At 71.9% G+C, this 14483-nt stretch carries 12 protein-coding genes and 1 tRNA gene; 5 read left to right on the top strand and 8 right to left on the bottom strand.

Translation table 11 applies throughout. The annotated features are described in order from the left end of the window. Positions 1-50 precede the first annotated feature (50 nt). The 3 genes from HKK74_RS00065 to HKK74_RS39520 all read right to left on the bottom strand — a co-directional run bounded on the left by HKK74_RS00065 (position 51) and on the right by HKK74_RS39520 (position 3768). Positions 51-1442 carry a WS/DGAT/MGAT family O-acyltransferase gene (locus HKK74_RS00065; RefSeq protein WP_187240837.1) on the bottom strand — a complete coding sequence of 464 codons (1392 nt, stop codon included), beginning with the start codon at positions 1440-1442 and terminating at the stop codon, positions 51-53. 101 nt (positions 1443-1543) lie between these two features. Next, positions 1544-3073, bottom strand: a complete 1530-nt coding sequence (locus HKK74_RS00060) for an MFS transporter (protein WP_187240836.1) — start codon at positions 3071-3073, stop codon at positions 1544-1546. Further along, on the bottom strand, positions 3070-3768 hold the full coding sequence (locus tag HKK74_RS39520; RefSeq protein WP_187240835.1) for an LppX_LprAFG lipoprotein: 699 nt from the start codon (positions 3766-3768) through the stop codon (positions 3070-3072). The genes HKK74_RS00060 and HKK74_RS39520 overlap by 4 nt, the downstream gene beginning before the upstream one ends. 164 nt (positions 3769-3932) lie before the next feature. Between HKK74_RS39520 and HKK74_RS00050 the strand changes: the two genes are divergently transcribed. Then, positions 3933-4934, top strand: a complete 1002-nt coding sequence (locus tag HKK74_RS00050) for a LacI family DNA-binding transcriptional regulator (RefSeq protein WP_187240834.1) — start codon at positions 3933-3935, stop codon at positions 4932-4934. Between the two features lie 48 nt (positions 4935-4982). Here HKK74_RS00050 and HKK74_RS00045 read toward each other — a convergent pair whose 3' ends face one another. The 3 genes from HKK74_RS00045 to HKK74_RS00035 are packed head-to-tail and all read right to left on the bottom strand — an operon-like array spanning position 4983 to position 8226. Further along, positions 4983-5858, bottom strand: coding sequence for a sugar phosphate isomerase/epimerase family protein (locus tag HKK74_RS00045; protein WP_187240833.1), 876 nt, complete (start codon positions 5856-5858; stop codon positions 4983-4985). Continuing rightward, positions 5855-7003 (bottom strand): dihydrodipicolinate synthase family protein, encoded by a 1149-nt coding sequence (locus HKK74_RS00040; protein WP_187241376.1) that lies wholly within the window; start codon positions 7001-7003, stop codon positions 5855-5857. Before HKK74_RS00040 ends, HKK74_RS00045 begins: the two co-directional genes overlap by 4 nt. A 56-nt stretch (positions 7004-7059) precedes the next feature. Further along, complete coding sequence (locus HKK74_RS00035; RefSeq protein ID WP_187240832.1) at positions 7060-8226, bottom strand: Gfo/Idh/MocA family protein; 1167 nt, start codon at positions 8224-8226, stop codon at positions 7060-7062. Positions 8227-8423: 197 nt separating this feature from the next. On the opposite strand from HKK74_RS00035, the gene HKK74_RS00030 reads away from it, so the two are divergent. Both HKK74_RS00030 and HKK74_RS00025 read left to right on the top strand, forming a co-directional pair. Then, on the top strand, positions 8424-10001 hold the full coding sequence (locus HKK74_RS00030; RefSeq protein WP_312881133.1) for a glycoside hydrolase family 13 protein: 1578 nt from the start codon (positions 8424-8426) through the stop codon (positions 9999-10001). A gap of 74 nt (positions 10002-10075) precedes the next feature. Continuing rightward, positions 10076-10149, top strand: a tRNA-Ile gene (locus HKK74_RS00025). Between the two features lie 109 nt (positions 10150-10258). On the opposite strand, the gene HKK74_RS00020 is transcribed toward HKK74_RS00025, so the two are convergent. Next, the gene (locus HKK74_RS00020) at positions 10259-10981 is read right to left on the bottom strand and encodes a ferritin-like domain-containing protein (protein ID WP_312881132.1); all 723 of its coding nucleotides are present in this window, start codon (positions 10979-10981) and stop codon (positions 10259-10261) included. A gap of 310 nt (positions 10982-11291) precedes the next feature. On the opposite strand from HKK74_RS00020, the gene HKK74_RS00015 reads away from it, so the two are divergent. After that, on the top strand, positions 11292-11591 hold the full coding sequence (locus HKK74_RS00015; protein WP_187240831.1) for a hypothetical protein: 300 nt from the start codon (positions 11292-11294) through the stop codon (positions 11589-11591). 166 nt (positions 11592-11757) lie between these two features. Continuing rightward, complete coding sequence (gene ggt / locus HKK74_RS00010) at positions 11758-13620, top strand: gamma-glutamyltransferase (protein ID WP_187240830.1); 1863 nt, start codon at positions 11758-11760, stop codon at positions 13618-13620. Positions 13621-13657: 37 nt separating this feature from the next. Here ggt and HKK74_RS00005 read toward each other — a convergent pair whose 3' ends face one another. Continuing rightward, entirely contained in the window at positions 13658-14434 is a 777-nt protein-coding gene (locus tag HKK74_RS00005) for an enoyl-CoA hydratase/isomerase family protein (RefSeq protein ID WP_222721715.1), read from the bottom strand. Between the last annotated feature and the right edge of the window lie 49 nt (positions 14435-14483).

Here is a 14483-nt window from a genome sequence, read left to right as displayed (position 1 = left end):
CCCCACCCTCCTTTTGGTCGCACTGCCTGCTCATGGCCTCCTGGGAGCCTTCAGTGGCCTTTGCGCCCCTGCACCTCGGCGGCCTTCCCGGCGAGCTCGTCGAACTCCGTGCGGATCCCCTTGGCCAGGACCTCGATGTCGGGCATCGCGTCGAAGTCGCCGGTGATCCCGAAGTTGAGCCGGCCGAGGTAGGAGAAGATGGCGGTGGCCACGCGCATGCCGCCGGTGATGGGGACGTACGGGTGCAGTTCCAGTGCCTTGCGGCCCAGCACGTACAGCGGGAACTGCGGGCCGGGCACGTTGGTGGTGATCGTCTGTACGACCGGGTTGTGCAGTCGAAGGGGCGTACGGGTGGCCAGGGTGAGCAGGGCGGGCGCCACCGCGGTGTCGGTGAGCCTGGTCAGCGTGGTGCTGCCGACCTCCTGGTGGCTGCGCTTGAGGTCGTCCATCTGCACGCGGATGCGGTGCAGCCTGCGCAGCGGGTCGTCCTCGCCGCAGGGCAGGTTGACGAAAACGGGGGCGACCCGGTTGGTCAGCTGGCCCTGCTCGTCGCTCGTACGAAGTGAGACCGGCACCGCCGTGCGCACCATCGCTCCGGGGGTCAGCTCACCGCGTCCTTCGAGCAGATCGCGGAACCCCCGGGTCACGGCGGCCAGCACGATGTCGTTGACGGTGCCGCCGAGCGCGCGGCGGATACTCTTGATCTCGGCCAGGTCGCCCTGCACCCAGTGCCAGCGCCGGTGCGGGCCGATGGGGCCGTTCAGCGTGCTCGCCGACGGGCGAACGAACCGGGCCACGCTGCGGGTGAGGCCGCCGGCGAAGTCCCTGACCTGACGGCCGTTGCGCAGCGACCCCACCAGGCCGGGCAGCGCGGTGAGCCCGCGTACCGGCCCGGAGAGGTTCTGCCGCACGCCGTCGAGTACGAGCGCGAGCTCGGACGGCTCGGGCTCGGGTTCCCACGGCCCGGGTTCGACCTGCGTGCTGTCGGGGCTGAGGTCGAACAGCACCGTCATCAGGTCCATCCCGGCGACGCCGTCGACCATGCAGTGGTGCACCTTGCCGATGAGCGCCCAGCGGCCGTTCTCGAGTCCCTCGACCAGCCAGATCTCCCAGAGCGGCTTGCTGCGGTCGAGGCGCTGGGCGAGCACGCGGCCGGCGAGGTTGCGCAGCTGCTCCTCGGTGCCCGGGGCGGGCACGGCCGTGTGCCGTACGTGGTAGAGGATCTGGAAGTGCGGATCATCGGTCCACACCGGGCGGCCCAGGTGCATGGGGAGCGCGCGGACCCGCTGCCGATATCTGGGCACTTGCGGCAGCTTTGAAACGATTTTGCGGACCAGGTCCCCGTACGACGGGGGAGGGCCCTCGAACACGATGACCGACGCCACGTGGAGTGGCGTGTTGTCGTCCTCGACGAGGAAGAAACCGGCGTCCAGTCCGCTCATCCGCTGCACGGCACACTGTCTTTCCGCCGCCGCTCGGCGAGCGCACGGATGTGCTTCCGGCGGCCCTCCCCACCCTATGTACGCCGGCGCACTGATGCCGCTCAGTCGCGGGTGCGAGTCAGCGCCTCCTCGTCGGTGGCGATGCCACGCGCCGTGCCGGAGCCCCTGCCGAGGGCGAGCCCGAGCAGCGCTCCCGCGAGGCACAGCCCGGCGGTGATCAGGAAGATCTCCCGGTACTCGATGTGCAGGGCGTCGGTGAGCGCCGTCCGGTAGGCGGCCACCTGTCGGGCGTACTCTTCCGGTGGTACCCCGAAGGGCAGCGGTGTGGCCAGGTTCGCGGTCAGCGACTGGAACCGGTGGAACCCCCAGGCCGACAGCGCGGCGACGCCGATCAGCATGCCCATCATCCGGGCGACCACGAGCGCGGCCGAAGCGGCGCCGTGCCGGGACGCGGGCATGAGGCGGAGCACCGCCGAGGACACGGGGGCGATGACGAGCCCCAGCCCGGCCCCGGCCACCGCGAGGTCGACGTCGAGCCTCGGGAGCGGGCCATGGCGGGCGGCCGCCACGTCGACCGGCCAGCCCGCCACGAGCAGATAACCCGCCGCGGCGATCGTCATCCCGGCGACGACGGTCCATCGCTCGCCGATCCACCGGGCGAGCAGACCGCCCGCGAGCGCGGCCAGCGACAGCGCGACGAGGAACCTGCTGAGCAGCAGGGCCCCGCCGGTGGAGTCCTTTCCGAGCATCGTCTGCGCGATCAGTTGCACGTCGACGAGGGTCACCATCAAGGCCGCGCCCGACACGAAGCTGACGCCCAGCGTGGCGAGCAGCGGGCCGCGGCGTACTCCGGTGAGGTCGAGCAGCCGGGTACGGGCCCGCGCCTCCCAGCAGGCGAACACGACGGCGAGCAGCAGTCCCGCGAGGACGGTCGGCACGCCCCAGGTGGGCAGCGCTCCCCGGTCCGGCTCGGGGTTGTAGAGGCCCACGACGAGCAGTCCGAGCGCCGCCGCCAGCAAGAGACCGCCGACCACGTCGATCCGGGGTGACGCGAGTTCACGCCGCCCGGCCGGCACGAAGACCTGTACGGCCGCCATCGCCAGCAGGGCCAGCGGAATATTGATCCAGAAGATGCCGCGCCAGCCCACGGTGGCGGCGATCGCGGCGCCGTACAGCGGCCCGAGCACGCTGCCGAGCTCCTGGGCCGCGCCGACCGCCCCGAGCACGACGGGACGCTTGTGCTCCTCCCAGAGATCCGCCGCCAGCGCCATGGTGATCGGGAGCAGCGCGCCGCCGGCCACGCCCTGTACGACGCGCCCGGCGATGAGCATCGGCAGCTGGTCGGCGGCGGCGGTCACGGCCGAGCCGATCGCGAAGCCGGCCAGGCAGGCGTGCAAGAGCGGGCGGCGGCCGTACCGGTCGCAGAGCTGCCCGAGCAACGGCATCGCGGTGATGTAGCCGAGCAGGAATCCGGTGACGATGGGCGTCGAGCGCTCCAGCCGGTTGACCGCGACGCCGAGGTCGCGGGACACGTCGACCAGGACCGTCACGATGACATAGGCGTCGAGCGCGGCCAGCAGGACGACCCCGCCGCCCACGCCGATCGCGACTCGACGAGGCCGTGCGGTCACTTGGGCGGAGTGATCTTGTAGTTGGCGTCGAACTCGTTCAGTGACACGGTGACGTGGCTCTTCCCGGCTCCGCCCGTGCCCGCCATCTCCATCCTGAGCTTGACCGGGCGGTGGTCCGCGGCGGCGACCCAGACCTGTCCGGGCAGGTCGGCGGTGACCCCGGGCACCAGCGTCGCGGCGACGTCCTTGGGCAGGGTGGCCCTGACCCGGTAGGCGTCCTTGCCGTCGACCTTCTCGCGCGCCTCGGTCTTGGGCCCGGTGGCCGCGGTCAGCAGCCTGGCGACGCCACGCTCGGGGTCGAGGAGGGCCGACGGGTCGTAGAGCTGCGCCACCATCGCCCGAGGCAACCGCTGGTAGCCGCCGGTGACGCCCTTGTAGTGGACCGTCTGCCCGACCAGCACGAAGCTGATCTCGATCGGCTGGCCACCCTGCGTGATCTGCAGCGTTCCCTGCGCGTCGCCGCTCTTCAGCAGCTTGATGTCGCCCCGCTTGACCGCCACCGGCGGATCGCCCTCGGTGTCGAGGGTGAAGCCGAGGCTCTTCACCGGGCGCATGGCCGCCGACGCCTGGGTCAGCACCTGCCGGCCCTCGGGCAACGACGTCCCGGAGTCGGTTCCGCCGCCGGTGCAGCCGGTGGCGACGAGGGCGGGCGGCAGCGAGAGGGCCGCGATGACGCGGACCCGGAAGGTGGCCATGCCGGGAGACTAGTGCGGAGAACCGGAGGTGCGCGTCGTCCTCCGGCACGAACCGCCGAGGCGATTCATCGGCATGAATCACTACGCTGCTAGGCAGCATGGGTGATTAGCATGCTGAGAAAGCGCTTTCTATCCTTGCTTTCTGATCTTGAAGGGAGGTCCGTGTGGTCACGCTCGAGGATGTCGCGCGGCACGCGGGCGTCTCGCTCGCCACCGCCTCACGGGTGCTCAACGGCAGTAGCCGCCGGGTGGGCGCCAATCTGCGGGAACGGGTCGAGCTGGCCGCCGCCGAACTCGGCTACCAGCCCAACGCGACCGCGCAGACGCTGGCCCGCGGTTCCAGCAACGTCATCGGACTGGTGGTCCACGACCTCACTGACCCCTACTTCGCCGCCCTCGCCGGCGGCGCCATGCGGGCGGCCGACCGACGAGGTCTGGTGGTGATGGTGGGCACCACCTACCGCGACCCCGAACGCGAGATCGGCTACGTGTCCACGCTGCGAGCCCAGCGGGTACGGGCGATCCTGCTGGCCGGTTCGCGGGTCGCCGACGAGCGCATCACCGGGCGGCTGCGCACCGAGCTCGCCCGCTACCGCGACTCGGGCGGCCGGGTCGCCTGCGTCGGCCAGGACCTGCTCGGCGTCGACACCGTCGCTCCGGCCAACCGGGGCGGCGCGGCCAAGCTCGCACGCGCGCTCGCCGAGCTCGGCCACACCCGGTTCGCCGTGCTGGCCGGCCCGCCGGCGCTCGTCACCGCCGCCGACCGTACCGCCGGTTTCGCGGCAGCGCTGGAGGAACTCGGCCTGCCCGCGCCGAGGATCGTGCACGGCGGCTTCGACCGGGACGGCGGGTACAACGCGGTCCGCGGCGTCATCGACACCGATGCCACCTGCGTGTTCGCGGTCAACGACGTCATGGCGGTCGGCGCTCTCGCGGCGCTCAGGGAGCGCGGCCTGACCGTGCCCGACAACCTGTCGGTCGCCGGCTTCGACGACATCGCGACGCTGCGCGACCTGGTGCCCGCGCTGACGACGGTACGGCTGCCGCTCGACGAGATGGGGGAGCTGGCGCTCGAGCTGGCGCTCGGGGATTCGGTGCGACCGGCCGTGGAGCACATCGAGGGCCAGGTCATCCTCCGGACCAGCACGCGGGCCCTCGCGCCGTGAGGGAGGTGTTCGGTGGCCGTTCCGGGGGGCCACCGAACACGCCGCCGGTCAGGCGATCAGATCCAGATAGCGCTGTTTCATCGTCGTGACGACCTGGTCCGGGTCGGCGGCCCAGACATCGGCGTTGAAGATCTCGACTTCGATGTCGCCGGTGTAGCCCGCCGCCGCCACGGCCGCCGTCAGGGGGGCGAAGTCGATGACGCCGTCGCCCATCATGCCCCGGCCGAGCAGTACGTCGGCCGGGAGCGGGGCGAGGAAATCGCACACCTGGTAGCTCGCGATCCGCCCGCCGTCCGGCCCGCCGGCCCGGGCGATCTGCCGGAACACCTCCGGGTCCCACCAGACGTGGAAGGTGTCGACGACGACGCCGACCTGTTCGGTCGGGTGCGGATCGGCCAGATCGAGGGCCTGGGCCAGGGTCGAGAGCACGGCCCGGTCGGCGCAGTACATCGGGTGCAGCGGCTCCAACGCCAGCCGCACCCCACGCTCACCGGCGTAGGGCGCGAGGACCGCGAGTGCCTCGGCCACCCGCTCCCGTGCTTCCGCGAGGTCGCGGGAGAACCCGGCGCGCGGGCCCTCGCCCGGCACGACACCCGGGAGCCCGCCCACCACCAGGACCAGTGCGGCGGCGGACAGCTCCGCCGTCTCGTCGATGGCGCGGCGGTTGTCGTCGAGCGCCGCCTGGTCGCCGGCGGTGAGGAACCCGCCCCGGCAGAGCGACGACACCCGCAGCCCGGCGTCGCGCACCAGCTTGGCGGTCGCAGCGAGCCCGTGCTCGGCCACCGGCTCGCGCCACAGCCCGATCGCCTCAAGGCCGTGGCGGGCGCAGCCGTCGACCGCCTCGGGCACCGACCACCGGCGGGTCGTCCACTGGTTGAGCGACAGCCTGGCCGGCGCTCCGGCCGCGTTCGCCACCGCGGTCACCGCTCGAGCCCGTGCACGGCGAGCAGGGAGCGCATGCGGCGCACCGCGAGGTCGGGGTCGGGCAGCAGGCCGGCGGCGTCGGCGAGCCGGAACACCTCGGCGAGATGGACGATCGAGCGGGCGCTCTGGGCACCGTTCACCATCGTGAAGGCGTCCTGGTGCCCGGCCAGCCAGGCCAGGAAGACGATGCCGGTCTTGTAGTGGTAGGTCGGCGCCTCAAAGATCTTCCGGGCCAGCGGCACGGTCGGGGCGAGGATCGCGTCGTACCCCGCCAGGTCGCCCGCGTCGAGGGCCTGCAGCGCCGCCGCTGCGGCCGGGGCGATCGGATCGAAGACACCGAGCAGCGCGTCGCTGCCCGAGGCGATCAGCTCGGGATAGTTGAAGTCGTCGCCGGTGTAGAGCCGGACGCCGTCCGGCAGCGCGGCGCGCAACCGTACCTCGTGGTCGGCGTCGAGCAGCGACACCTTGACCCCGTCGACGGCACGAGCGTGATCGTGGATCAGCGTCAGGAAGTGCTTCGTGGCCTCGCCGACGTCAGGAGAGCCCCAGTAGCCCGCGAGAGCCGGGTCGAACATCTCGCCCAGCCAGTGCAGGATCACCGGCCGGTCGGCCTGCGACAGCAGCTCGTCGTAGACGGCGTGATAGTCGTCCGGCCCCTGCGCCGCGCGGGCGAGCTGGCGGCTCGCCATGACGATCACGCCGGCACCCGCGTCCCGTACGGTCTCGATCTGCTCGGAATAGGCGGCGACGATCTCGGGGAGGGTCCGCGCGCCGGGCGCGTGGTCGGTGCCCGCGCCGCACGCGATCAGCTCGGCCGGGTCGCCGTACGCCGTCGTCTCGGCGGTGCTGCGCCGGATCAGCTCGCGGGTGGCCGGCCAGTCCAGGCCCATGTTGCGCTGGGCGGTGTCCATCGCGTCGGCCACGCGCAGGCCGTACGACCACAGGTGCCGGCGGAAGCGGAGCGTCGCGTCCCAGTCGAGCCGGGCGGCCTCGCCTGGTCCGTTGCCCGCACGCGGGTCGGCGACCACGTGCGCGGCGGCGTAGGCGATGCGCGACACCGGGGGGCCGGAGGCGGCGCGGTTGTCGGGACCGCCGACCTTGTACGGCTCCAACGAGCCGCCGGCGGTCGGCAGATTGATCGACAGACCCGCGGCGGGCGAGCGGAAGGCCTCACCGCGCGGTGCCCGGCTCTCCCCGGTGGTCACGGAGTCCCCTCCTCGGTGCCGGCGGCGGGCAGTTCGATCCGCCGGCCCTCCGCAGAGGACAGGAGCCCGGCCTCGGCGATGCGCACCCCGCGGGCGCCCGCCGCCAGGTCGTACGGGAACGGCGCGTCCTCCAGCACGTGCCTGATGAACAGCTCCCACTGGATCTTGAAGCCGTTGTCGAACTCGCCGTTGTCCGGTACCTCCTGCCACTGGTCGCGGAACCGCTCGGTGGCCGGCAGGTCGGGATTCCACACGGGCTTCGGGGTCGTGCTGCGGTGCTGGATGCGGCAGTTCCGCAGGCCGGCGACCGCGCTGCCCTCGGTGCCGTCGACCTGGAACTCCACGAGCTCGTCCCGGTTGACCCGAACGCACCACGAGGAGTTGATCTGGGCGATGGCGCCGCCGGCCAGCTCGAACAACCCGTACGCCGCGTCGTCGGCGGTCGCCGCGTAGGCCTGGCCGCTCTCGTCGATCCGTTCGGGGATGTGCGTGACGGCCTTCGCGGTCACGGCCTCGATCCGGCCGAACAGGGTCTCCAGGACGTACGCCCAATGGGGGAACATGTCCAGGATGATCCCGCCGCCGTCCTCGGCCCGGTAGTTCCACGAGGGGCGCTGCGCCTGCTGCCAGCCGCCCTCGAACACCCAGTAGCCGAACTCGCCTCGAACCGACAGGATCCGGCCGAAGAAGCCGCCGTCGACGAGCCGTTTCAGCTTCAACAGGCCCGGCAGGAACAGCTTGTCCTGCACGACGCCGTTCTTGACGCCCGCAGCCTTCGCGGCCTTGGCCAGCGACAGGGCGTCCTCGAGGGTCTCGGCGGTCGGCTTCTCGGCGTAGATGTGCTTGCCGGCCTCGATCGCCTTGGTCACCGAGGCCACCCGGGCATGGGTCACCTGCGCGTCGAAGTAGATGAGATTGCCCGGGTCGGCGAGCGCCTCGGACAGGTCGGTCGTCCAGTCGGAGATGTCGTGCCGCTCCGCGAGGTCGCGCAGCTTGGGCTCGCTGCGCCCGACGAGGACGGGTTCGAGCAGGATCCGGCGGCCGTCGGAGAGCGGCACGCCGCCTTCGGCGTTGATCGCCAGCACCGAACGGAGGAGGTGCTGCCGGTAGCCCATCCGGCCGGTGACGCCGTTCATCACAACGCCGATAGTGCGCGCGCTCATCTGATCTCCTGACCGCGGAACCCCGCCGAGGGTAAGCGCTTTCCGATGACGATACGGCTGGTGGGGGAAGTCCGTCAATTCGGCTGGTCGGGAGGCCCGCGACCGCGACGGCGAAGGAACGCCGCGGTCGCTCTGGACGGGATGCATGGGATCATGGGCGGCGACCTCAGAACCCCCTGTGTGAAGGGAGCCGCCGCGTGAGCTGGTGGCGAGACGCCGTGATCTACCAGGTCTACCCCCGGAGCTTCGCGGACGCCGACGGCGACGGAATGGGCGACTTCGCCGGAGTGCGCGCCCGCCTGCCCTACCTCGCCGACCTCGGCGTCGACGCGATCTGGTTCTCACCGTTCTACCCGTCGCCGATGGCGGACGGCGGTTACGACGTCGCCGACTACCGCGGCATCGACCCGCGTTTCGGCACCCTCGGCGACTTCGACGCCATGCTCGCCGAGGCGGCCCAGCACGACATGCGGGTCATCGTCGATCTCGTGCCCAACCACTGCTCGTCGGCGCACCCGGCCTTCCAAGCGGCCCTCGCGGCGGCACCGGGCAGCCCAGAGCGGGAGATGTTCCTGTTCCGCGACGGCCGCGCCGACGGGCCACCGAACAACTGGCAGTCGATCTTCGGTGGTTCCGCGTGGACCCAGGTACCTGACGGCCAGTGGTACCTGCACCTGTTCGACTCCAGCCAGCCCGACTGGAACTGGCACAATCCCGCCGTTGGCGCGATGTTCGAGGACGTGATCCGCTTCTGGCTGGACCGCGGTGTCGCCGGTCTGCGCGTGGACGTGGCGCACGGTCTCTACAAGGACCCGCTGCTGCCCGACGCCGCCGACCCGACACCGTCCGATCGCCCGTCGGCGTGGTACCACCGGCCCGAGCTGCACGATCTCTACCGCGGGTGGCGGACCGTCCTGGACTCCTACCCGGCCGACGTCTTCCCCGGGGAGCGCACGGCCGTCGGCGAGTTCTGGTTCGACGAGCCCGAGGGCATGCTGACCTATTTCGTCGACGGTGAGATGCACCAGATCTTCAACTTCCTGCCGATCGCCACGCCCTGGGACGCCGGCGCGTGGCGCAAGACGATCGACTTTTCCATCTCCGCCGCCGGCGAGACCTCGGTGGTGGCCCCATGGGTGATCGGCAACCACGACGTCCCCCGCCTGGTCACCCGGTACGGCAAGCCGGAGTTCGACGTCTGGGGCCACCCGGCGCCCGAGGACGTCGACGTCGAGCTCGGAGGTCGGCGCGCCCGCGCGCTGGCGCTCCTGCAGCTCGCGCTGCCCGGCTCGGCGTACGTCTACCAGGGCGAGGAGCTGGGGCTGCCCGAGGTGCTCGATCTGCCGGACGAGGTCCGCGACGACCCGATCTTCCACCGTTCGAAGGGCGAGCGGCTCGGCCGGGACGGGTGCCGCGTCCCGCTGCCCTGGTCGGGCGACGCTCCGCCGTTCGGGTTCTCGCCCGACGGAGCGGCCACGTGGCTCCCGCAGCCCGAGGACTGGAAGCGCCGGACCGTCGAGGTACAGCTCAGCGATCCCACCTCGACGCTGCGGCTCTACCGGGAGGCGATCCGGCTGCGGCCGTCCGGCCCGATGCGCTGGCTCGACGCCGAGCCGGGCGTGCTGGCCTTCGCCCGCGGTGACGGGTTCGCCTGCCTGGTGAACATGGGTGACGCGCCGGTGCCGTTGCCCGCCGGACACGAGGTGATGCTGGCGTCTGGACCGGTGACCGACGGACTGCTTCCCGCCGACACGGCGGCCTGGCTCACAGCTTGATCGAGTTCGGCCCGGCGCGAAGAGGCGCGCCGGGCCGTCAGCCGCTATCGTGAACGCTGCGGTGGGCACGCCTGGGGGCGGTAGCTCAGCCGGTTAGAGCAGGGGACTCATAATCCCTTGGTCGTGGGTTCGAGTCCCACCCGCCCCACTCGCTGATCCCCGGTGTCTCCATGCAGTGCCGGCTCGCCGAAGCTCGCGTCCGCAAACCGGCCACTGCGGCCGACTGCTGATCTTCATCTGGGCCGCTGGTCCTCGCCCTAGCAGTCCGCGTGCCGGAGCGCCGCCGCGGCGTTCTTCGCCTCGGCCAGGACATCGGCGACGAACCGAAGGCGGGGCACCCCGAGTGCGCGCAGCGCCTTTCCGTGATCCGCGGCGACGACGATCGCCGTACCGGTCAGCAGGATCCGCCAGAGGAACAGCAGCGCCGCCCGGGCCGGACTCGGCAGTCCCGCCAGGGATTGCCGCAGCCGATCGCAGTGGAAGGGGACGTGGCGTCGTTCGTCCGCCAGGATGCGCCCGGCCACCTCGGTGGTCAGCGGATCCTCGGTGCCGTCCCGGAGCGCGCGGTAGTAGCGCAGCGCGACCACCTCGGCGATCAGCAGCACCAGCAGCTCGACGCGGAGCCCGAGGGCCCGGCGCAGCCGTACGAAGACCGTGTCGCTCCAGTGGCCGGCCACGGTCGGACGGTCGGCGGCGCACAGAAGGTGCTCCAGCAGGCGGGCATGGTTCTGCTCCTCGGCGACGAAGAGCCGCGCCGCCGCAGAGTAGTCGTCGTCCCCCGCATGTTCGGCCTTGTCGATGAGATTCGCGCCGTCCCCGGCCTCTCCGACCTGGAAGCGCTGGACGCTCCGTGCCACCGCCGCGCTCATGCGGGAGCCCCGCTCCCAGGCGGGATCCTCCATCGCGTATCGCGACCTCGCCTCGGCCTCGAAACGGTGCCGCCAGCCGGTGAAGCGGCCGTCGATCGACTCGGCGGTCACGGCGCCGGCTTGCGCAGGACGTAGCCGACGCCGCGCACGGTATGGATGAGCACGCGGCCGGGGCGGCGGAGCGCCCGTACCGGTGCCGCCCGCCGCAGTCGTATCTCCACGAACCCATGTCTACCGTCCGGGGCCCGCACGGTCATGTGGTGATGGGCTAAAGACCGAGTGCACGGGGACCGGCCCTTGTGCAAGCCACGATCGTGAAATGGCCGGGAACGGCTCACGTCTTGCCGCGATGGTCCTCGTGCGGAAGCGTGATCGGCGTGGGACCCGCGGGTTGGAAGCGCGTCGAGGACACGGGCAGCCTGTGCTGTCCGAGGACGAGCTCCCCGAATGGATCGATGTGGTCCGGGCCCAGCTGGACGCCGGCGTCGGGCTGACGCCCGTCATGCGCGAGCAGGTGGAACCGGAGCACGCGCAGTACCTCTCGCGGGACTGTTTCGTCATCACGGACCGAAGCGGGGTGCATGGAGCACTGCTGCACAGCCCGGAGGCGGACGCCCACATGTTCACCAACGACGGCGGCCAGGTACGCGACGCCGAAAAGATCATCGGAATCTTCGAGATCTATGAGCGCAGCCCCGAGGCCCTGTACACCCACCTGTGACAGGCCCGCTCGGACGACCGGTGAGTCTTGCGCTCACACGTGCGCTCCAGCGGCTCCGGCGATCGGTACCCCGCCGGCAGGGGCGGGGTTCCGTTCCGCTGGTCCGGGGGAACGTTCGGTGACAAGGTGGGTGATCTCGCCACCGAAACAGGGTCATGGAGGTCTCATGCACCGCCGTCGCAGCGGCCGTACCCCCCTCGCGCTCGCCCTGGTCGCCGGAATGTCGCTGGTCGGCGTCGGGCAGGCCGGCGCCGCCCCGGGCGCCCTGTCGGCTTCGTCCGCCGCTCCGGTGGCGATGTCCGGGCCGCAGGGGAAACAGCCGGTGGCGACCGGGTACGGCGGCGCGGTGTCGACGGTCGACCTCGACGCCAGCCGCACGGCCATCGAGGTGCTGAGGCGCGGCGGCAACGCGGTGGACGCGGCGGTGGCCGCCTCGGCCACCCTCGGCGTCACCGAGCCGTACGTCGCGGCGATCGGCGGCGGCGGCTTCTTCACCTACTACGACGCCAAGACGCGCCGCGTCCACACCATCGACGGGCGTGAGACCGCACCGCGCGCGATGGGCGAGAGGGCGTTCATCGATCCGGCCACGGGCGTACCGCTCCCCTTCAACGACGCCGTGACGAGCGGGCTCTCGGTCGGCGTGCCCGGAACGGTGGCGCAGTGGGAGCAGGTCCTGAGCCGGTACGGCACCCGCGGGCTGGGCACTCTGCTCCAGCCGGCGATCGACATCGCCGAGAGCGGCTTCACGGTGGACCAGGAGTTCTACGACCAGACCGCGCTGAACGCCGACCGGTTCAAGGACATCACCCCGAGCCGGCGGCTGTTCCTGCCCGGCGGGCAGCCGCCCGCGGTCGGCTCCACGTTCCGCAACCCGGATCTGGCCAGGACCTACCGCACGCTCGCCCAGAGCGGGCCCGACTGGTTCTACCGGGGCGGGCTGGGCAAGGAGATCGTGCGGACGGTCGAGCAGCCGCCGGTCGAGCCGGGCGCGACCCGCAAGGTCCGGCCCGGCCTCATGACGCCCGCCGACCTCGCCGCCTACCGCGCGCCGTACCGGAAGCCCACGCGTGTGACCTATCGCGGGCTCGACGTCTACGGCATGGCGCCGCCCTCGTCGGGCGGCTCGACGGTGAGTGAGGCGCTCAACATCCTGGAGAACTTCCGGCTCGCAGAGAGCGACCCGGTGCAGGCCCTGCACTACTACCTGGAGGCGTCGAAGCTCGCCTACGCCGACCGCGGCCGCTACGTCGGCGACTCCGACAAGGTCGACGTGCCGCTGCGGGAACTGCTGTCGAAGGGCTACGCCAAGGAGCGGTCCTGCCTGATCGACCCGGCGAAGGCCGCGGTCGCGCCGGTGCCGCCGGGCTCGCCCGACGGCAGCCGTCGGCCGTGCGCGCCCGCGTCCGGTACACCGCGGGCACTGGAGTACGAGGGGCCGCAGACCACCCATCTCGTCGTCGCCGACCGGTGGGGCAACATGGTCGCCTACAACGTCACGATCGAGCAGTTCGGCGGCAGCGGCCTCACCGTGCCGGGGCGCGGTTTCCTGCTCAACAACGAGCTGACCGACTTCAGCTTCGCCCCGCCGGCGAACGGCACCCCGGACCCGAACCTCCCGGCCCCGGGCAAGCGCCCCCGCAGCAGCATGGCCCCGACCCTCGTGCTGAAGAACGGCCGGCCGCTGCTCGCCGTCGGCTCGCCCGGCGGTTCCACCATCATCACCACTGTGCTGCAGATCCTGCTCAACCGGTTCGACCTCGGAATGGACCTGCCGACCGCGCTGGCCGCGCCGCGCGCCACCCAGCGAAACACCCCCCAGACCCTAGCCGAACAGGCGTTCATCGACCGCTACGGCGCGGCGTTGAGGGCCAAGGGGCATGACGTCGCGCTGTTCCCCGGCCCCCCGCCGGGCCAGATCGGCGCCGCCACCGGACTGGAGTTCCTGCGGCCCGGTCTCGTGCAGGCCGTCGCCGAGCCGGTCCGCCGCCACGGCGGCAGCGCCCTCGTCGTCCACCCCGTTCGCTGACCCACCGGGGGCCTCGCCCCCGGTGGCCGCGGGGTGGTCAGCGGCCGGTCCAGGTGGGGCGCTCCTTGCCGAGAAAGGCCTGGACGGCACCGTGGAAGTCGTCGCTGCCGAACACGGCCGCGACGATGTCGTCGCCGTCCGGCAGCGCGGCCCGGCGCAGCCGGCGCACGGCCTCCTTCGCCGCCCACATCGACAGCGGCGCGTGCCCCAGCAACCGGCTCACGACCTCCTCGGCGGTCTCGTCGAGCCGGTCGTCGTCGCACACCTCGGCGACGAACCCGGCCGCGTGGGCCTCGTCTCCGGAGTACATCCGGGCGCGCAGCAGCAGGTCGAGGACCCGGGCGGGGCCGAGGTGGTGGACCAGCAGCGAGTAGGTGTTCATCGACAGGCAGTTTCCGAGCGTCCGGGCGATGGGCACCCCGAACTTGGACCCGTGCGTCGCGATCCGCAGGTCACAGGCTGCGGCGATGGCCAGGCCGCCGCCCACGCAGTGGCCGCGGACGACCGCCACCGTGGGGACCCGCACCCGCTCGAGCCGGTCCACGATCCGCTCGATCCGCTCCTCGTAGGCGACGCCGTCGGCCCCCGAGCGGAACTCGGCGAACTGCCCGATGTCGGTACCCGCGACGAAGGCCCGGTCCCCGGCCCCGCGCAGGACGAGCACCTTGATCTCCGGGTCGGCGTCGGCCCGCTCGCAGGCCTCGTACAGCCCTTCGTACATCGCCCAGGTCATGGCGTTGTGGCGGTCCGGGCGATTGAAGACGACGCGCTGGACCGGGCCGTCCCGCTCGACGAGCAGCTCGTCCGTGGACATGGGTCTCCTCATCACTCACTGGCAGGTGGGCTCTCACATCGACTCGTGG

It is taken from the genome of Actinomadura alba (assembly GCF_014323705.1).
GTDB classification, from domain to species: domain Bacteria; phylum Actinomycetota; class Actinomycetes; order Streptosporangiales; family Streptosporangiaceae; genus Actinomadura_C; species Actinomadura_C alba.
Note: the sequence above shows the minus strand (reverse complement) of the source record. Positions and strands in the feature narration are given on the sequence as shown.

What these genes read in the sequence shown, in the direction of transcription:
- ggt (WP_187240830.1), top strand. Translation starts at nt 11,758, where the DNA reads ATGCACCGCCGTCGCAGCGGCCGTACCCCCCTCGCGCTCGCCCTGGTC.
- HKK74_RS39520 (WP_187240835.1), bottom strand. Translation starts at nt 3,768, where the DNA reads ATGGCCACCTTCCGGGTCCGCGTCATCGCGGCCCTCTCGCTGCCGCCC.
- HKK74_RS00005 (WP_222721715.1), bottom strand. Translation starts at nt 14,434, where the DNA reads ATGTCCACGGACGAGCTGCTCGTCGAGCGGGACGGCCCGGTCCAGCGC.
- HKK74_RS00035 (WP_187240832.1), bottom strand. Translation starts at nt 8,226, where the DNA reads ATGAGCGCGCGCACTATCGGCGTTGTGATGAACGGCGTCACCGGCCGG.
- HKK74_RS00065 (WP_187240837.1), bottom strand. Translation starts at nt 1,442, where the DNA reads ATGAGCGGACTGGACGCCGGTTTCTTCCTCGTCGAGGACGACAACACG.